Annotated in this window: 20 protein-coding genes; 11 read left to right on the forward strand and 9 right to left on the reverse strand. The window is 69.7% G+C overall.

What is annotated here, in order from left to right; genetic code table 11:
* The first annotated feature begins 131 nt into the window (after positions 1-131).
* Complete coding sequence (locus tag IT779_RS27130; RefSeq protein WP_196152274.1) at positions 132-614, forward strand: winged helix-turn-helix transcriptional regulator; 483 nt, start codon at positions 132-134, stop codon at positions 612-614.
* A 178-nt stretch (positions 615-792) separates the two neighbouring features.
* On the opposite strand, the gene IT779_RS27135 is transcribed toward IT779_RS27130, so the two are convergent.
* Positions 793-1,488: a nitroreductase gene (locus IT779_RS27135; RefSeq protein WP_196152275.1), complete on the reverse strand. Its 696-nt coding sequence runs from the start codon at positions 1,486-1,488 to the stop codon at positions 793-795.
* Between the two features lie 82 nt (positions 1,489-1,570).
* Positions 1,571-2,236, reverse strand: a complete 666-nt coding sequence (locus IT779_RS27140) for a SanA/YdcF family protein (protein WP_198428979.1) — start codon at positions 2,234-2,236, stop codon at positions 1,571-1,573.
* Positions 2,237-2,395: 159 nt separating this feature from the next.
* Here IT779_RS27140 and IT779_RS27145 point away from each other — a divergent pair, with 159 nt between their 5' ends.
* On the forward strand, positions 2,396-4,267 hold the full coding sequence (locus IT779_RS27145) for an Eco57I restriction-modification methylase domain-containing protein (protein ID WP_198428980.1): 1,872 nt from the start codon (positions 2,396-2,398) through the stop codon (positions 4,265-4,267).
* Positions 4,268-4,281: 14 nt separating this feature from the next.
* On the opposite strand, the gene IT779_RS27150 is transcribed toward IT779_RS27145, so the two are convergent.
* The 3 genes from IT779_RS27150 to IT779_RS27160 all read right to left on the reverse strand — a co-directional run bounded on the left by IT779_RS27150 (position 4,282) and on the right by IT779_RS27160 (position 6,009).
* Positions 4,282-4,902 (reverse strand): TetR/AcrR family transcriptional regulator, encoded by a 621-nt coding sequence (locus IT779_RS27150; protein WP_196152277.1) that lies wholly within the window; start codon positions 4,900-4,902, stop codon positions 4,282-4,284.
* A gap of 173 nt (positions 4,903-5,075) precedes the next feature.
* Complete coding sequence (locus tag IT779_RS27155) at positions 5,076-5,240, reverse strand: hypothetical protein (RefSeq protein WP_198428981.1); 165 nt, start codon at positions 5,238-5,240, stop codon at positions 5,076-5,078.
* Positions 5,241-5,475: 235 nt separating this feature from the next.
* Complete coding sequence (locus tag IT779_RS27160) at positions 5,476-6,009, reverse strand: gamma carbonic anhydrase family protein (protein ID WP_196152279.1); 534 nt, start codon at positions 6,007-6,009, stop codon at positions 5,476-5,478.
* Positions 6,010-6,107: 98 nt separating this feature from the next.
* Between IT779_RS27160 and ald the strand changes: the two genes are divergently transcribed.
* Positions 6,108-7,223, forward strand: a complete 1,116-nt coding sequence (gene ald / locus IT779_RS27165) for an alanine dehydrogenase (RefSeq protein WP_196152280.1) — start codon at positions 6,108-6,110, stop codon at positions 7,221-7,223.
* A 327-nt stretch (positions 7,224-7,550) separates the two neighbouring features.
* Here the strand turns inward: ald and sigJ are convergent, their stop codons facing one another.
* On the reverse strand, positions 7,551-8,495 hold the full coding sequence (gene sigJ / locus IT779_RS27170; protein WP_332838984.1) for an RNA polymerase sigma factor SigJ: 945 nt from the start codon (positions 8,493-8,495) through the stop codon (positions 7,551-7,553).
* Positions 8,496-8,596: 101 nt separating this feature from the next.
* A complete protein-coding gene (locus tag IT779_RS27175; protein ID WP_196152282.1) occupies positions 8,597-9,019 on the reverse strand; it encodes a TIGR03618 family F420-dependent PPOX class oxidoreductase in 423 nt (140 codons plus the stop codon).
* Between the two features lie 75 nt (positions 9,020-9,094).
* Between IT779_RS27175 and IT779_RS27180 the strand changes: the two genes are divergently transcribed.
* Both IT779_RS27180 and IT779_RS27185 read left to right on the forward strand, forming a co-directional pair.
* On the forward strand, positions 9,095-9,244 hold the full coding sequence (locus IT779_RS27180) for a hypothetical protein (protein WP_196152283.1): 150 nt from the start codon (positions 9,095-9,097) through the stop codon (positions 9,242-9,244).
* Between the two features lie 56 nt (positions 9,245-9,300).
* Positions 9,301-10,221: a cobalamin biosynthesis protein gene (locus tag IT779_RS27185; RefSeq protein WP_196152284.1), complete on the forward strand. Its 921-nt coding sequence runs from the start codon at positions 9,301-9,303 to the stop codon at positions 10,219-10,221.
* Between the two features lie 291 nt (positions 10,222-10,512).
* On the opposite strand, the gene IT779_RS27190 is transcribed toward IT779_RS27185, so the two are convergent.
* Entirely contained in the window at positions 10,513-11,352 is an 840-nt protein-coding gene (locus IT779_RS27190) for an SURF1 family cytochrome oxidase biogenesis protein (protein ID WP_196152285.1), read from the reverse strand.
* Positions 11,352-11,840 (reverse strand): low molecular weight protein-tyrosine-phosphatase, encoded by a 489-nt coding sequence (locus tag IT779_RS27195; protein ID WP_196152286.1) that lies wholly within the window; start codon positions 11,838-11,840, stop codon positions 11,352-11,354. Before IT779_RS27195 ends, IT779_RS27190 begins: the two co-directional genes overlap by 1 nt.
* Before the next feature lie 44 nt (positions 11,841-11,884).
* Between IT779_RS27195 and cobC the strand changes: the two genes are divergently transcribed.
* From cobC to IT779_RS27225, 6 genes are all read left to right on the forward strand, one after another.
* A complete protein-coding gene (gene cobC / locus IT779_RS27200) occupies positions 11,885-12,928 on the forward strand; it encodes an Rv2231c family pyridoxal phosphate-dependent protein CobC (protein ID WP_196152287.1) in 1,044 nt (347 codons plus the stop codon).
* A 117-nt stretch (positions 12,929-13,045) separates the two neighbouring features.
* Positions 13,046-14,170 carry a Nif3-like dinuclear metal center hexameric protein gene (locus IT779_RS27205; protein ID WP_196152288.1) on the forward strand — a complete coding sequence of 375 codons (1,125 nt, stop codon included), beginning with the start codon at positions 13,046-13,048 and terminating at the stop codon, positions 14,168-14,170.
* A 99-nt stretch (positions 14,171-14,269) separates the two neighbouring features.
* Positions 14,270-14,914 (forward strand): hypothetical protein, encoded by a 645-nt coding sequence (locus IT779_RS27210; protein ID WP_196152289.1) that lies wholly within the window; start codon positions 14,270-14,272, stop codon positions 14,912-14,914.
* A gap of 118 nt (positions 14,915-15,032) precedes the next feature.
* Positions 15,033-15,770 carry a zinc ribbon domain-containing protein gene (locus IT779_RS27215; RefSeq protein WP_196152290.1) on the forward strand — a complete coding sequence of 246 codons (738 nt, stop codon included), beginning with the start codon at positions 15,033-15,035 and terminating at the stop codon, positions 15,768-15,770.
* A gap of 106 nt (positions 15,771-15,876) precedes the next feature.
* Positions 15,877-17,154, forward strand: a complete 1,278-nt coding sequence (locus IT779_RS27220; RefSeq protein WP_196152291.1) for a bifunctional RNase H/acid phosphatase — start codon at positions 15,877-15,879, stop codon at positions 17,152-17,154.
* A gap of 294 nt (positions 17,155-17,448) precedes the next feature.
* Entirely contained in the window at positions 17,449-18,153 is a 705-nt protein-coding gene (locus IT779_RS27225; protein ID WP_232542149.1) for a S1 family peptidase, read from the forward strand.
* Positions 18,154-18,211: the final 58 nt, after the last annotated feature.

The following is an 18,211-nucleotide window of genomic DNA, read 5'->3' on the forward strand; positions in this document are numbered from 1 at the left end:
CTGGCCGGGTGGCTCACCCGGGTGGCCGGCGGTCGCCCCCCGCCCCCCGGCGGGGGCCCCACGGCTCGTTTCGCGAGGTGAACAGGTCGCGATGTGACCTGCTGGAATCGTGCGCTGGGTAGCATCGGGGAGTGCGTTACGAGGACCTTGCCGATGAGCCGTGTTCGATCACGCGGCCGCTGGTGATTCTGGGCGACCGGTGGACGCTGGTGATCCTGAAATACTGTTTCGCGGGCGTGCGGCGTTTCAACGCGTTCCAGAGCGCGCTCGGTATTTCCCGCAGTCGCCTCCAGGATCGGCTCGATCGGTTGATCGAGCACGGAATCCTGGTGAAACAGAAGGCCGCGGTAGGCGCGCACGAGGAATATCGCCTGACGCCGAAGGGACACGACCTCTATCCGATTCTCATGGCGATCCGGGATTGGGGTGACGCGCACATGGCCCCGGAGGGTGCGCCGGTGGAATACCGTCATCGCGGATGCACGGGGGAGGCGCGTGTCCACCTCGAATGTGATTGCTGCGGTGCGGCTTTGACGGCGCGTGAGGTCGAACCGCTGCCTGGGCCCGGTCTTACCGGTGAGGTGGCGTCGGAGTCCGGGCGGGTCGCGGGCTGATTCACGGCCGCGCGTGCACAACTCGCGCGGATCATGTCGGCCGCGATGCGACTACCTCCGCGCGCTCGCCCAGTGGATTCGGCTGGTGTTCAGTGGCATTGAGCCATTCGAAGGGGGCCGAGGGATCTGCTGATGTCATGGCGGCATGGTGGCAGAACCCACCGACACCGGAGGGCGCTCAATCCGTGTGCCAGGTCACGACGTCGTCGATGTCGGCGCGGGTGGTACGGAAGGTGTTCACGGGATGGTCGCGGTCGGGGTAGCCGAAGGAGACGCCGACGGCGATCTGGCGGTTGTCGGGGATGGCGAAGTGCTCGCGGAGGAAGGGGGAGTAGGTGGCGAGGGCGGCTTGCGGCGCCGCGCCGAGGCCGAGGCTCTGGGCGCCGAGCAGGAAGTTGCCGAGGTAGAGGCCGCAGTCGAGGGCGCCGTAGGGGCCCAGGTCGGCCTCGGTGGTGATGATCGCGACGTGCGGTGCGTCGAAAAGGGCGAAGTTGCGCAGGGTTTGGCGCAGGGCGGCGGCCTTGTCGTCTCTCGCGATGCCGACGCTTTCGTAGAGTTGCGCGCCGCATTCGCGGCGGCGGTCGCGGAAGACTCCGTCGTATCGGGTGGGGAAGGGGATGTCCGATCGCGGTGTGTTGGTGGTGATGTGGTCGAGCAGGGCGGTGCGGAAGCGTTCGGTGCCTTCGCCTTCGGTGATCGTGACCTGCCAGGGCTGGGTGTTGCACCAGGAGGGGGTGCGCTGGGCGAGGCGGAGCAGGGTTTCGATGGTGTCGCGGTCGACCGGCCGCTGGGTGAACTGGCGGCAGGTCCAGCGCTGGTCGAGCAGGTCGCGCAGGACGGCGTAGGTGTCGGTGTGTGTTTCGGTCGGGCTCATCGGCCAACCCCTCCGTGCAAGTGGTTCTATTTCGAGACCAAATCTAGCATCGGTGGTCTCATTTCGAAACCGTTTCGGTGGGTCAGCGCGGGTCAGCGGCGATGGCGTCGCGGACGCTGGTCTCCTGATCGCCGAGGAAGGTCGGATCGGGGCGGGTGATCATGGCCACCGCAGCCTTGGTCGCGGCGAGCTGGTCGCGGATCCAGCACTTCCAGTACACCCCGTTGTGTGGCTGCCCGTGATCGGCGACGCCGACGGCATCGACCCCTACCGAACGGCACAGCGCGATGGTGCGCGCCATGCTGAAATCCTGATTCACCACCACCGCGCGCTCCACCCCGAAGATGCGCTTGGCCCGCGTGCAGGACTGGTAGGTGTCGAATCCGGCGTAGTCGAGCGCGATCTTCTCGGCGGGCACGCCGCGGCGGATCAGGTAGTCGCGCATGGCGGTCGGTTCGTCGTAGTGGGGTGTGCCGTTGTCGCCGGTCAACAGCAGTGCACGCACCCGGCCCGATTCCAGCAGTCGCTGCCCGATCTGCAGGCGGGCCTGCACATACGGCGACGGGGTGCCGTCCGCGTAGATCTGCGCGCCGAACACGATCGCGACATCGGCGGCGGGCACCGCGTCGGCGCTGTACTCGTGACCCGAGGCGCTGTAGCGCACCCACCCGATCGCGGCGCCCGCGACCAGGCAGGCGATCAGCGCCGTCGCCGCGCCGACGCGCAGCACCAGTCGCCCGCTCGGCACGTATCTCGGCCGGGGGGAGTCTGTCGATCGCGCCGTCCGCCCCCGGCTCCGTGTCCATATTTCACGAAGTCTCACCCTCGCAGTCTGCCCGAAATCCGTGCGCGGGCCCACATCGCAAAACCGGGTCGGGCCGTCGGGGCGGCCGGCAGAATCCGAGCCATGGGGTCCGAAGGGGCCGGATCGTCGCGACCCGAAGCGTCGTCGCGTTCCGAGGCCCGCGCCACCCGCAAGCGTCACGGCAGGCATTACACGCCACCCGCGCTCGCGCGTTTCCTCGCGCGACGGCTGCTGGCCAACCTGCCGCGACCGGACTTATCGGGTGCGCTGCGAGTCCTGGATCCTGCCTGCGGCGACGGTGAACTGCTGCTGTCGCTGCACCGCGAGATCGCCGCGCGGCTGCCGGATGTGCGCGTGGAATCGACCGGCTTCGATCTGGACGAGAACGCCCTCGAGGTGGCTCGCGAGCGGGCCGCGGCGGCGCGGATCGAGATCACCTGGCACGCGGGGGATTTCCTGGCCGAGTCGCACCGGCTGGCCGACGGCAGTTTCGACGTGATCATCACCAACCCGCCGTATGTGCGCACCCAGCAGTTGGGCGGCGCCACGGCGCGCATGCTCGCCCGGCGTTTCGGACTGCGCGGGCGTATCGACCTCACCCATCCGTTCGTGGCCGTGGCGCCGCGGTTGTTGCGCCCCGGCGGCGCGCTCGGGCTGCTGTGCGCGAACCGGTTCCTCACCACGCGCGCGGGGGCCAATATCCGCGCGATCCTGCGCGGCGAACTCGCGCCGGTCGAACTCTACGATCTCGGCGACACGAAACTGTTCGAGGCCGCGGTCCTGCCCGCCATCACCATCGCGACCCGCACGCGGGCGCGACCGGAGTGCCGCTTCGTCTCCGCCTACGAGGCGCCCGAGGTCGAAACCGATTCCAGCGCGGACCTGTTCGAGGCGTTGACCGGTGCGACCGGGGGCCGGGTCGCGCACAACGGCCGGGTGTTCGCGGTCGAGGTGGGCAAGCTGTGGGCCGACGCCGCCACCGACTCGGCGTCGCGCGCGGCGAGCACCTGGCGGATGTCGCGCCCGAATCTGGACTCCTGGCTGGCCGATATCGAGGACCGCACCTGGCGCGATTTCGGCGAGGTCGGCCGCATCCGGGTCGGCATCAAGACGACCGCGGACCGGGTGTTCATCTCCGACCGGTGGCAGCAGGCGTCGCCGTGCCCGGAGCCGGAGTTGTTGTTGCCGTTGATCACCCACCACGACCTGGCGCCGTGGCGGCTCGCGCGGACCCGCGACACCCGCGTGCTGTATCCCTACGACACTTCCGTGCCCCGGCGGACGCCGGTGGACCTGGCGCGATTCCCCGCGGCCTCGGCCTATCTGCGGGCGCACGAGGAGGTGCTGGCGGGGCGGCGCTATGTGCTCGACAGCGGTCGCGACTGGTTCGAGATCTGGGTGCCGCAGCGGCCGCATCTGTGGCGGGCGCCCAAAGTCGTCTTCCCCGATATCAGCGAGCGTCCCCGGTTCGCGCTGGATCGTTCGGGGGCCGTGGTGAACGGCGACTGCTATTGGATCTCGCTGGCGGACCTGGGTAGCGAACGCATGGCGTATCTGCTGATGGGCGTGGCGAATTCGACGCTCGGGGTGCGCTTCTACGACGCGGTCTGCGGTAACCGCCTGTATTCGGGCAGGCGGCGGTGGATCACCCAGTACGTTTCGCGGCTGCCGCTACCGGATCCGAGTTCGGCCGCCGCGGCCGAGATCGTCGAGCTGGTCGGTGAGTTGATGGGAGGACGCGCCTTCGACGACGAGGCGCGAGCGCTGTTGGACGAGTTGGTCGGCGCGGCGTTCGGCGTGGTCGCGGACGCGGTGGCATCGGACTCGGCTGTGGCATCGGACTCGGCTGTGGTGTCGGGTTCGGGCGTGGTGTCGTGTTCGGGTGTGGAGCCGGCCTCGGTCGTGGCGCGAGGCTCGGCCGGGGTGGCGGATTCGGGCGTCGTGGTGTCGAGTTCGGGTGCGGTGTTCGAGTAGTCCGCGACGACGGTTCAGCTCGCGCCGTGGGCGACCACCATGGGCAGCAGGGTGCGACGGGCGAATTCGCGGCCCGCGTCGATGTCGTCGAGGGGGATCAGGCCGTCGGGGGTGAGGGCGAGGGAGAGGGCGAGCCTTGCCATGATCTCGGCGACCAGGTCGGGGTCGAAGTCGCGGTCTGTGGGGCGCAGTTCGCGTAGCTTCTCCGCGAGGTAGGTGCGGCCGACGGTGAGGATGGGGCCCGCTTCGGTGGTGAGGCGGGGCAGGATCAGGTCGGGTTCGGTGCGCAGCAGGCGGCGCAGCAGTTCGTTGCCCGCCATCGACGCGATGAAGGCGACGAAGATCTCGACGAGCTGGTCCTCGGTGCTCTCGACCGTCTGCACGCGCTTGTCGATCTCGGCGACGAAGCGTTGCGCCTCCCGCAGGCTGACGGCTTCGACCAGGTCGTTCTTGGATTCGAAGCGCCGGTAGAGGGTAGCGGGGCTGATGCCCGCGCGGCGCGCGATCTCACCCATGCTCGTGCGTTTGATCCCGAAGTCCAGGAAGGCCGACAGCGCGCTTTCCAGAACCTTTATCTCACCGTCGCTGACAGGTTTGTCCAGGATCCGCTGGAGCATGGACGGGATGGACGGCATCGGATCTCCAGTCGGTCGGGTGCGCGGCATGCGCGCGCGGACAGCGCGGGGCGGACGATCATTATTCCACCGCCGCGTGCTGCCGCGACCTGGTTCGATGATCCGCTGAGTGGAAGGTGTACGAATCATCTCACCGTATCGCCACGCGCCGCGATCCGAACGGCGCGAATCGGCTATCGACTCGGTAGATCCAGATCGGCCATTTCTCGCTCGATGGCGTTGGCCGCGAAATCCACGCCCCTGGAGCGTAGTTCGTGAACTCGACGCTGTAATGCCTCGATGCCGCCGGGTTGTGCCGCGATATCCGCGACACTGATCCGCCCCTTCGGCCGGTGCATACTCGAATTTCCGTACGACACCGTGATACCTCCTGCCCGCACGCAACGCCAGGCCACCCTTCGGGGGCCGCCTTCGCGATTCGCTACCGCGAATTCACTTCAGCGACATCGCTGGACGAAACGTCTCGGCATAGAGCCCCCGCGACGCCGGGCACGCAAGACAGAGGTTATCAGGCCGTTTCGTGGGCCATTCGGCCATTGTGCGAGGTATCACACGGCGGTAATGGCATCACAGTCATGACCTATCGCGATCACGGGATCCGGTGGCTTCGCGGTGCACTGCCGCGTTGTGCACGTATACGGCGCTGTTGAGTCGGATGCCGTCGATATCGGCCTCGCTCAATTCTCGGCGCACCTTGCCTGGCACCCCCGCGACCAGGGAGCCGGGCGGGATCCGCGCACCCTCGGGGATCAGGGCGTTGGCGGCGATCAGGCTGCCCGCGCCGATCACCGCGCCGTTGAGCACCGTGGCGCCCATGCCGACCAGCACGTCGTCGCCGACCACGCAGCCGTGCAGAATCGCGTTGTGTCCCACCGAAACACCCGAACCGACGAGCAGCGGGAAACCGGGATCGGCGTGCAGGACGCAACCGTCCTGGATATTCGTCCGCGCGCCGATGGTGATGTCCTCCACATCCGCGCGCACCACCGCGCCGTACCAGATGCTGACCTCGGCGCCCAAGCGGGCGCGCCCGATCACCGTCGCGGTGGGCGCTGTCCAGGCGCTTTCATCGATCTGTGGCGCGAAACCGCCGAGCTCAATCCTCATGAAGGCAACATAACCGGTCGGTATTCGGGTGCGTTCGGGGCGCCGCCGTCCCGCGCGCCTTCGTGGCGAAGCCGTCGCGGGTGGGCGACGATGGCGTTATGAGGATCGGAGTTCCGCGGGAGGTCAAGGAGCAGGAGTTCCGTGTGGCGCTGACGCCCGCGGGCACGGGGGAATTGGTTCGGCACGGCCACGACGTACTGGTCGAGGCGGACGCGGGCGTCGGTTCCGCCTTCTCCGACGCCGACTACGCCGCGGCGGGGGCGCGCCTCACACCGTCGACGGAACAGGTGTGGGCCGACAGCGAACTGGTGCTGAAGGTCAAGGAACCCGTCGAATCGGAGTATTCGCGCATGCGGTCGGGGCAGGTGCTGTTCACCTACCTGCACCTGGCCGCGTCGCTGGCGTGCACGGAAGCGATCCTGCGGTCCGGGATCACCGCGATCGCCTACGAGACGGTGCGCGCCGCCGACGGGACGCTGCCGTTGCTCGCGCCCATGAGCGAGGTCGCCGGGCGGCTCGGTCCGCAGGTCGGCGCGTATCACCTGATGGCGCCGCTCGGCGGTGGCGGCGTGCTGCTCGGCGGGGTGCCGGGCACGCGGCCCGCCGAAGTGGTGGTGCTCGGGGGCGGGGTCGCGGGCACCAACGCGGCGACGGTGGCGGCGGGCATGGGCGCGCGGGTCACCGTCCTCGACACCAATCCGGCGCGGCTGCGCGACATCGACAGTCGACACCACGGCAGGCTCACCACCCTCGCCTCCAACGCCGCCGAGATCGAACGCGCGGTGCTCGCCGCCGACCTGGTGATCGGCTCGGTGCTGGTTCCGGGTGCGCGCGCCCCGAAACTGATCCCCCTCGACCTGGTGGCGCGGATGCGGCCCGGATCGGTGCTGGTCGACATCGCCATCGACCAGGGCGGCTGCTTCGAAGGCTCACGACCGACCACGCACGCGAATCCCACCTATCCCGTGGCGAACTCGCTGTACTACTGCGTCGCCAACATGCCGGGTGCGGTCCCGCACACCTCGACCGTCGCCCTCACCAACGCGACCCTGCCCTACATCCTGGCCATCGCCGACGCGGGCTGGCGCCGGGCCTGCGAGACGCACCCGGATCTCGGGCACGGTCTCACCGCCGACGGGGGGCGATTGTTGTCGGTCGAAGTCGCCGCGGCGCACGGGTTCGCGGTGGCGCCGACGGTCGACGCGGTCGGGTGAAACCGTTCGGGCAGGCGCGCGTTGGTGGCGGGCGTCGGGACGCACCGGGTATCGCGCACGAGTTCATCGCCGCGCCGGTCGGGAAGTCGCCGTCGCGCACGGTTTCGCGGCGGACCTGATGGTCGGTGCGGTCGGGTGAAGCTGTTCGGGTCGGCGCCGAAGCGTGTCGGTGGCGGGCCTGCGAAACGCACTCGGATCTCGGGCCACGGTCTCGCTGCCGATGGGGGGGCGGTTGTTGTCGGTCGAAGTCGCCGTCGCGTACGGGTCAGCGGCGGTGGTGGTGGTCGACGCGGTCGGAACCCGTTCAAGGCGTTGCTGCCGGGCTGTTCAGGAGGGGTCGTTCAGATACCAGTCGGGTTCGCCGTCCATCGGTAGGTCGCGCAGCTTGTCGGGATTGCGGACCACGGTGATGGCGGTGATGCGGCCCGCGTCGATCGTGAAATCGAACACGCCCGCGTGGTTGCCGTCGAACACGATCAGGCCCGGTCTGCCGTTGACCAGGACCGCGCGGCCCCAGCCGCCCTTGGCCGCGGGGGCGTGATACCAGCCGAGCAGCAGTTTCGCGATGAGTTCCGCGCCGCGCACGGCCTGTCGGATCGCGGGCACCTTGCCGCCGCCGTCGGCGGTGAGGCTGATGTGGGTATCCAGAACGCCGAGCAGGGCGCTCAGATCACCCGAGCGCCACGCCAGCGCGAAAGCCGAGACCACCTTGCGCTGCTCGTCGGCGCCGGCGGGGAAGCGCGGCGTGCCGTCCTCCACGTGTTTGCGGGCGCGCGAAGTCAGTTGGCGCACCGCCGCCGGGGTGCGGCCGACGACCTCGGCGACCTCGGGACCGCTCATGCCGAACACGTCATGAAGGACGAAAGCGGTGCGCTCGGCGGGGGACAGCGATTCCAGGACCACCAGCAACGCGGTGGTGACCCGCTCGTCCTGGCTGATCCGGTCGGCCGGATCGTCGGTGGTCGTGACCCGCGGCTCAGGTAGCCAATCGCCCACATACTGTTCGCGCCGGGCGCGCGCCGAGCCGAGCTGGTCGAGCGCGAGCCTGCCGGTGACGGTACTCAGCCAGGCGCGCAGGTTCTCGATCTCGACGGCCCGGCCCGCCTCGTGGTGACGCTGCAACCGCAGCCACGCCTCCTGCACCACATCGTCGGCGTCGGCGAGACTGCCGAGGGTGCTGTAGGCGAGTCGGCGCAGGTAGGGGCGGTGCTCTTCGAAACGTCGGGCGAGTTCGGCGGTGTCGAGGGGAGTCGCGGGCTCGTCGGAGTTCACAGCGGTCACCGTTCGGTCGGGACGACCCGGCGGGGGTCGTTCGGGGCGGGAGCGTCGATGGGGAGACGACGTCCGCCGCGCGAGTGTGACATCCGCGCGGATCAGGAGGTCCAGGGACCGATGCCGCCGACCTTCTCGATGCGGATGCGGGTCAGGAATCCCGGCGGCGCGTCCGGCGGCGGGAAGACCGCGTCGGGGCCGACGAGGGTCTTCGCCAAATCGGCCAGCAGTTCCGGCGCGCCGCCCTCGACCACGCGCGCGGAACCGGTGATCGCCAGGTACGGGCGCATGACCGCGTCGCGTTCTTGGGCGAGAACGGTCACCGCGACGCGCGGGTCGCGGCGGACGTTGCGCACCTTCTTGTATTCGCCGAGATGGGCGGTCACCAGTTCGTCGCCGTCCTCGGTGGAGCGCAAGGCCACCCACACCACGCTGACCTGCGGGTCACCGCCGGGGTTCAAGGTCACCAGGGTGGCTTCCGCGCCGTCGCCGATGAGTGCGCGAGCCGTGTCGTCGAGTCTCATACGGGTGTTCTACCTTCGCCCGTGCCATTTCATTCCCATGACGTGCGGCGCACATGTCATGCCGTTTCGCCTCGGATGGTCCGTTGGGCGTACCACCGCATCGGCCTCGCCCGCACCGCCTCCTGGGCCGCGTCCTCCGACCAAGCCGTCGACCGTTGGGTGTGCCGCCGCATCGGTCTCGCCCTCGTCGCGCTGCTTGCTGTCTCCGTCGAACCGACTCCCTAAGTCTCCGGCTACGGGTGTGCGCACGGGGGTTTTCGCGGAGCCGATACTCTCGCCGGGTGCGGAAGGGGATTTCGACGGCGGTCGGGCTGGCGGTGGGCTTCGCGCTCGATCGCGTGTTCGGGGATCCGCGGCGCGGGCATCCGGTAGCCGGATTCGGCTCGGCGGCAGTGGCTTTGGAGCGCCGGACGTATGCCGATCGCAGGTCGGCGGGGGTGGTGCACGAGGCGCTCGCGGTGGGGGCGGTGCTCGGGATCGGTATGGTCGCGCGCCGGGGTGCGGTGGTGGCTGTCGCGCTGGCCACCTGGACGGTGCTGGGTGGGCGCAGCCTCGCGAAGGCGGGTAGGCAGATGGCGGATCGGCTGGAATCCGGTGATCTCGCGGGTGCGCGCGAATTGCTGCCGTCGCTGTGCGGGCGCGATCCCGAGGTGCTCGACGCCGACGGATTGGCCCGTGCCGCACTGGAATCCATCGCCGAGAACACCTCCGACGCGACGGTCGCTCCGCTGCTGTGGGGAGCGGTCGCCGGTGTGCCCGGACTGCTCGGCTATCGCGCGGTGAACACTCTCGACGCCATGATCGGCTACCGCGACGAGCGCTATCTGCGCTTCGGGTGGGCGGCGGCGCGCACCGACGATGTCGCCAATCTGCTGCCCGCGCGCGTCACCGGGGTGCTGACCGCGGCGCTCGCTCCAATGGTCGGCGGTCACCCCGCCGACGCGCTGCGGGCGTGGCGCCGGGACGCGAGTGGACATCCGAGCCCGAACGCGGGAGTGGTCGAGGCGACCATGGCTGGTGCGCTCGGCGTCCGGCTCGGCGGCAGGACGGAGTATCGGCACGGCGTGGAAATGCGTCCGACACTGGGCGAAGGCCCCGCTCCGGCGGTGCCGGACCTGCGGCGCGCGGTGCGGATGTCGGAAGCCGTGCAGATCGCCGCCGTCGTGGTCGCGGTCGGCATCGCATTCCGGCGTGCGGCGTGACGCGGTTCCGGCGGTCGTGAACCCACGTTCGACGGCGGATGTTCGGCGGGAATGTCCTTCCGGCGACGATGCGGTCTCGGTACGGAGGTGCGTCGCATGCCGGGGCGAGGTCGGTTCGACGGTGCCGGATCTGCGTCGTTCAGGTGTCGTAGATGGATAAGTGGACGGTCAGTGTCGCACCGCTGCGGTAGGTGCGGTGCGAAGCACGCCAACGGGTGCCGGTGGTCAGGGCAACGGTGGTTCAGGGCGGAGCGCCCGCCGCGAGAATAATGCCGCACGTCGCGCGGGATCTCAGGTTCTGTCGCGACCGTAGCGGTCGGCGAGGCGGTTCTGCGGTGTCTGTCGCGGGGTCGGCGCGGGTCCGTCGGTTGCGGCCTTGTCCTTGCGGCGTTCGCGGATTTCGGCCCAGACGAAATAGCCGAGGCCGAGGGGGGCCATGATGCCGAAGGCCAGCCATTGCAGGCCGTAGGACAGGTACGGGCCCGCGTCGAGTTGGGGGAGGGGCGTTGGGGTGAAGGCGCCGGGCTGGTTCTCCGAGAGCTGGAGGTAGCCGCCGCGATCACCGGCGGGGATGGTGGTCAGCGGCAGGCCGATGACGGTCATCGCCTGGGTGGTGTCGATCGAATACACCTGGCGGAAACCGTCTTCGGTGAGGGGTGCGCGATCGGGGACGACGCCTTCGGAGACGCGCACGCGGCCCTCGATGTGCTGCGGTCCCGCGGGCGGGTCCGCGATCGCGGGCGGACGGGTGCTGCCCGCGACGGCGGCGACCAGGCCGCGGTCGACGAGCAGGATGCGGCCGTCGGTGGTCTTGAAGGCGGCCAGCACCGCGTAACCCGGCGCGCCGTCCAGGTGGCGCAGCCGCACGAGCAGCGTGGATTCGGGGACGAAGGCGCCGTCCGCGGTGACGCGTCGCCACTCGGTGTCGGTGCCGGAACCCTCGATCACGGAGGTGATGTCGACGGGGTCGGCGCGCACCGAATCGGCGATGGCCTGGTTGCGGTGCGAGGTCGAGGTGTTCTTGCCGAGCTGCCACGGCGCGAGCACGGTGAAGCACAGGTAGGCGAACGCGATCACCACGCCCGCGAGGATGAACCAGCTGGGGCGCAGCAGGAATCCGAAGCGTCGCATCAGCGGGCCCCCTCGCCGAGTGCGATGTGCACCCAGTCGAGCAGGCCGGGGACGGCGGCCTCGATCTGGGCGCGGACCCGTTCGAAATCGGTGCTGTCGCCGTAGTAGGGGTCGGGCACGTCGGGACCGTCGGCGTCGGGGTCGAAGCTGCGCAGCAACCGTCGCCGGTCGGTGGGGACGCCGAGGCGGGCGAGTTCACGGTCGTGGCCGCGGTCGAGCGCGACGAGCAGGTCGGCGGCGCGGTGGCCCGCGTCGAGCACCGCGGCCTCGTGACCCACCGGATAGCCGTGTTTGCGCAGGGTTGCGGTGGTGCGCGGGTCGGCGTCGTCGCCCACGTGCCAGCCGTTGGTGCCCGCGCTGCTCACCCGGACCCGTTCGGACAGCCCCGCCTCGTCGAGGCGATGGGCGAAGATCTTCTCCGCCATCGGGGACCGGCAGATGTTCCCGGTGCAGATGAATGTGACGTGCAGCTGACCCACGACAGCCATTCTGTCCGGTCGGGCTACTACGGCGCCACGTAGGGTGTTGGATCGTGTCTCCCGACCCCGTCGACTACGCGAAACTCCGTCACCACGGCGATGTGGACGTGCGCGCGGGCATGCTCGATTTCGCGGTCAACGTGCGGGGCGGCGGGCCACCCGACTGGTTGCGCGCCCGTCTCGCGGCGGCCCTCGACGACCTCGGCCGCTACCCCGCGCCCGCCGCTGACCTCGCCGCCCGCACCGCCGTGGCCGCGCGACACCGGCGCGCGCCGGAGGAGGTGCTGCTGCTCGCGGGCGCGGCCGAGGGTTTCGCTTTGCTCCCGAAGCTCGCGCCGCGACTGGCCGCGGTGATCCATCCGTCGTTCACCGAACCCGAGCTGGCGCTGCGGCAGGCGGGGATCGCGGTGACGCGGGTCGTGCTCGAACCGCCCTACGCGCTCGATCCGGCGGCCGTGCCCGATGCGGCGGACCTGGTCGTGCTCGGCAATCCGACCAACCCGACCTCGGTACTGCATCCCGCCGCCACCGTGCGGGCGCTGCGTCGGCCGGGTCGCACGGTGGTGGTCGACGAGGCGTTCGCCGACGCGATCGTGGACGAACCGGAGTCGGTGGCCGCCGAGCCCGACATCCTGGTGCTGCGCAGTCTCACCAAGACCTGGGCTCTGGCGGGTCTGCGCTGTGGTTACGTACTCGGCGCGCCGGAGGTGCTGGCCCGTCTGGAACACGGCAGGCCGCACTGGCCGCTCGGCGCGCTCCAGGTGGCGGCCATCGCCGCCACAGCGACCCCCGAAGCCGTCGCCGAGACCCGCGTGCGCGCGCTTGAGATCGCCCGACAGCGCGCCGCGATGATCCCGCGCCTCACCGAACTCGGGGTGACCGTGCACACTCCCGCCCACGCACCGTATCTGCTGCTGCACGTCCCCGACGGGGAAGAGCTGCGCGAGCATCTCACCCGCCGCGCCATCGCCGTCCGTCGCGCCGACACCTTCCCCGGCCTCGGACCGAACCACCTGCGAGTCGCGGTCCGCGCGGAACCCGAAGTGGATCGCCTGATCGCCGCCATCGAAACCTTCGCCGTCCGCCTCGACGCCTGACCTGTGGGTCGCCGATCTCGTGAGCTTTCGCGGTGTGGCCGGTGACCGCGGCACCGAGGAGTGGCGGCCGATGCGGGAGGATCGGTGGGGACGGTCGGACGGAGCTGGGAGAGGCGGATGGTGACGACGCTGGCGCGACTCATCGAGGTGTTGGACGCGGCGTATCCGCCGAGGCTCGCTGAGTCGTGGGATTCGGTCGGGTTGGTGTGCGGCGATCCCGGCGACGAGGTACGCCGGGTGCTGTTCGCCGTCGACGCGACGGCGCAGGTGGTTGCGGAGGCGATCGACTGGCGGGCGCAGGCGTTGGTCGTGCACCATCCGCTGCTGTTGCGCGGCGTCGATTCGGTGGCGGCGAATACGCCCAAGGGTGCGCTGGTGCACGAACTCGTCCGCGCCGGTTGCGCGCTGTTCACCGCGCACACCAACGCCGATTCCGCCGATCCGGGCGTGTCGGATGCGCTCGCGGCGGCGCTCGGGCTCACTGTCACCGGTCCGCTGGATCCGAAGCAGGCCGCCACCGTCGATCTCTGGACGGTGCAGGTGCCGCGCGAGCACACCGAGCGGGTGCTGTCGGGGCTGTTCGCGGCCGGGGCGGGCGGCAGCGGGAACTATCGGGAGTGCGCGGTGCGGTCCGCGTCGGTCGGGCAGTTCCGTCCGGTGGCGGGTGCGCGTCCCGCGCTCGGGCGGGTCGGGGAACTCGAACAGGTCGAGGAGGACCGGGTCGAGGTGGTCGCGCCGCCCTCGGCGCGCGCGGCGGTGCTCGCCGCTCTGCGCGCCGCGCATCCCTACGAGGAACCGGCTTATCACGTCACCGAGCGTGCGCCGCTGCGTTCGGGCGTCGGGATCGGGCGGGTCGGCACGCTGCCCGCACCGGAGACCTTGCTGGCCTTCACCGCACGGGTGCGCGCGGCGCTGCCCGCGACGGTGTGGGGTGTGCGGGCGGCGGGCGACCCGGATCGGGTGATCGAGTCGGTGGCGGTGTGCGGCGGCGCGGGCGACTCGTATCTCGGCGCGGTGTCGCGGCTGGGCGTCGACGCCTACCTGACCTCCGACCTGCGCCATCACCCCGCCGACGAACATCTGCGCGCGGGCGGCCCGGCGTTGGTCGACGCCGCGCACTGGGCGACCGAATTCCCGTGGTGCGCACAGGCGGCGGCCTTCGTGGACAGCGCGCTGCCGGAACTACGGACGCGGGTCTCGTCGCTGCGTACCGATCCGTGGACGATGGACGGCACCGAATGACCGTTCGGTCGCGATGATTTCGGTTCCGGCCGGCGTGTTGCCGGTGTGTCGCCCGATTCGGGTCGAATCGAATCGGGCGAACCGGGTACAACTACCGCTATGAACTACCCGGTGGACTTCGGGTTCGTGCAGATCGGCCTGATTCTGCTGATCCTGATCGCTGTGGCGCTGATCGTCTCGGCGCTGGTGATGATGCGCAAACGCGGACCGAAGGTCCTGCTCGGACGGGGGATAGGCGGTTTCGCGATACTCGTGGTCGCGGGCGGGCTGCTCTGGGTCGCCACGTTGATGCAGACCTACCTCGGGCTCAGCGGTGAGATCAAGGCGGCCCACGTCGTGGTGAAAGAGGTTGGCGGACAAGATCATCAACTCGAGGTCGAACTCACCCTCTTCGACGACGAAGGCAAGACCGACCGCACCGAGAAGTACCAGGTGCAGGGCGACTTGTGGGTGCTACAGGCCAATATCGTCGAACTCGAGCCGTGGGTCAACGCGCTGGGTTTCCACTCCGGATACCGCGTGACCAGGCTCTACGGTCAGCGACTCGACGGCGTCGCCACCACCCAGAACCACATCTTCGTCAACGGCGACGACCGCGACTTCTTCGACGACATGCGCGACGGCTCCTGGTACACCGAACCGTTCGTGCGCTCGGCCTACGGCAACGCGGTGATCGCCACACCCGGCGAATTCGACGTCTACATCTCCCGCGACGCCATCAAGACCCGCGCCGCGGGCAGCTAGCCCGGGACGGCCGCACCGCGGGACCCGCGCAGACAGGTACGGTTGAGGATCGGCATTCGCACCCCTCGGTTCGGATGCTTTCCCCGTCCGCGCACCGTATCCAGGGAGTTTGTCCCCGTTGAATGTCGAACCACCGATCCAGGCCAAGTTGCTCAGGCTCGCCGCCGTCGACGTCGAACTGACACGGATCGCCCATCGCCGCACCGTCCTGCCCGAACAGCAGGAGGTCACGCGGCTGGAGGGGGAGCGCAACGCGCACAAGGACGCCGCGGTGGCCGTGGAGATCCAGCTCGACGACCTCGATCGCGACATCAAGAAGTTGGAGGGCGAGGTCGACGCGGTCCGCAAACGCGAGGAACGCGACAAAGGGATGCTCACCGCGGGCTCGGTCAACGCCAAACAGCTCTCGGAGATCCAGCACGAACTCGGCAGCCTGGAGCGCAGGCGCTCGGTGCTCGAGGACGAACTCCTCGAGGTGATGGAACGTCGGGAGGCCGCGGAGTCCGACCACGATCACGCGGGCGCGCGGCTGAGCAAGACCGACGAGGAACTCACCGACGCGCGGCGGCTGCGCGACGAGGCGCTGGCCGATCTGGACGTCGCGCAGCACCGCTGCGACACCGACCGGGGCGGACTGGTCGAAGCACTGCCCGTGGACCTGCTCGCCGTCTACGACCGCCAGCGCGCCGCGCACGGGGTCGGGGCCGCGTTGTTGCAGGCCCGCCGGTGCGGCGGCTGCCGGATCGAACTCGATCGCGGCGAGATCGCCCGGATCGCGAAAGCCGCGCCCGACGCCGTCGTCCGTTGCCCCGAATGCGGTGCGATCCTGGTGCGCACCAAGGAATCGGGGCTGTGACCTATTCCTTCGGTGCCGCCCGATTCGCTCGTTTCGGCGAGCAGGCGGCGGTGCAGTGGTTAGGTTGTGAACGACCCGAGGCGGTTGTGAGCGAGGAGTTCGGGTAGTGGGCAACGAACACGTCATCGTCGAAGCGGACGGTGGTTCGCGGGGCAATCCGGGGCCTGCCGGGTTCGGTGCGGTCGTCTACGACTGCGATCACGCGGCGGTGCTGGCCGAGCGCAGGGAGTTCATCGGCGTCGCCACGAACAATGTCGCCGAGTACCGTGGGCTGATCGCCGGACTCGAGGCGGCGGCCGAACTCGGGGCGCGCGTGGTGGACGTGCGAATGGATTCGAAACTGGTCGTCGAGCAGATGTCGGGCCGGTGGAAGGTCAAACACGCGTCGATGATCCCGCTGGCCGAGCGGGCGCGGCTGCTGGTTCCCGACTTCGACACGGTGACGTTCACGTGGATTCCACGTGCCGAGAACTCGCACGCGGATCGTCTCGCGAACGCGGCGATGGACGATGCTTCGCTGGTCGGGGAGGTTCGTTCCGCGCGCGCGGCGGGCCACGGCGATCGTGGGTCCGCGAAAGCGGCTGATCGCACGCGAGGGAAGACGGCCGATGGTGTGACCGCTGGGGCAGCCGAGAGCGCATCCGCGACCGCGGCCGATGGCGTACCGGGGACGGCTGACGGTGGCGTCGCCGTGCGGACGGCGGGCGGGGCAGTTGATCGGGCGTCGTTGGCGCCGAATTACACGTCGCCGGGCTGGACCGGAGCAACGGGGCGACCGACGAGACTGCTGTTGCTACGGCACGGTCAAACCGAGCTGTCGGTGCAGCGGCGCTACTCGGGTCGCGGGAATCCGCCGCTCACCGCGATCGGGCGGGCACAGGCCGAGCGGGCGGCGGGGCTGCTGGCGGCCAAGGGCGATATCGCGGCCGTGGTGAGTTCTCCGCTCGGGCGGACCATCGAGACCGCGACCGCCGTCGGCACGGCGCTCGGGGTGCGGGTCGAGCCGATGGAAGGGCTCATCGAAACCGACTTCGGCGAATGGGACGGCCTGACCTTCGCCGAAGCCGCCGACCGCGATCCCGAACGCCATGCGCGTTGGCTGCGCGACACCTCGGTGAGCGCGCCCGGCGGCGAGAGTTTCGACCAGGTGCGGGAGCGGGTGGAATCGGCGCGCGCCGACTTGGTCGCGCTGCATCCGGGGGCGAACGTGGTGGTGGTCAGCCATGTGACGCCGATCAAGACCCTGTTGCAACTGGCGTTGGGGGTCGGGCCGTCGCTGCTGTATCGGCTGCATCTGGATCTGGCGTCGCTGTCGATCGCGGAGTTCTATCCCGACGGCGGGGCCTCGGTGCGGTTGGTCAACGACACCTCCTACCTGAATTGACCGGCCATGTGGTCGGCGATTACCGTGAATGCCCGGTCGAAGATCAAATGGGGTTGTAGATTCCGAGACCTGTTCGCCTGTGCGCCTCGGTTCGACGGTCGCGGGCGGCGTCGCCATCTGTTCACCGGCATTTGGGGGTCCAGACTTCCGCGGTTCGCGGGATCCATCGATGTGGACGCTATAAGTGCGCACGGCCGCCGTTCGGGTAGGTCGTGCGTCCGCCATGGTGTGGCGGGTCGGCACCCGGCCGAATCGAGTGCGGGCCTTAATTTTTCGAGAAAGAGAGTATTCACTGTGAAATTCAGAGGGGTGGCGGCCGCGGTTGCCGTCATCGCGAGTGTCGGTGCGGGCGTGGCGGGTGTCGCGCAGGCGGCGCCCGCCAAGGTCGTACTCGGCGGTAGCTCCGGCATCGTCTTCGACAACAATTCCGCGTGTTCGCTCACCGCGATCGGCTACGACAGCGCCAATCGCCTGGTCGGGCTCACGGCCGGACACTGCGCGCCCACCGGCGCGAAGCTCGGCTCGGAGCAGGGCATCGCCGCGGGCGCGGTCGGGGTCGTGGCCTACTCCGACAACGGGGAAGGCCTGGATTTCGCCGTTCTGCAATTCGACCCGGAGCGGGTCGAGCCGGTGCGCAAGGTCGGCGCCACCACCATCGCCGGAATCGGCACACCCCCCGGACCGGGCACAACCGTGTGCTCCAACGGCCGCACCAGCGGACCGGGCTGCGGCGTGGTCTGGGGCAACCTCGACGATTCGGTCACCATCAACCAGGCGTGCTCCAAGCCCGGCGACTCCGGTGGTCCGGTCACCGTCGGTGACAAACTGGTCGGCATGAACCAGGGCAGGCTCACCGGCCTCGCGGGCATCGGCTTCGACCTGCCCTGCGCCTCGGCCGCCAACCCGATCCACTCGCCCGCGTTCTTCGCCCCGATCGACGTCATCCTGGCCGCCGTCAACGCCAGGGGCGGCGTAGGCGCCGGATTCCGCACCCTCTGATCCGCCACCCCGCGTTCACCGCCGCGCGCCTCGAAAGGCCGCGGCGGTGAACGCGTTT

Origin of the sequence: Nocardia bovistercoris (genome assembly GCF_015674855.1) — a bacterium.
GTDB lineage: Bacteria > Actinomycetota > Actinomycetes > Mycobacteriales > Mycobacteriaceae > Nocardia > Nocardia bovistercoris.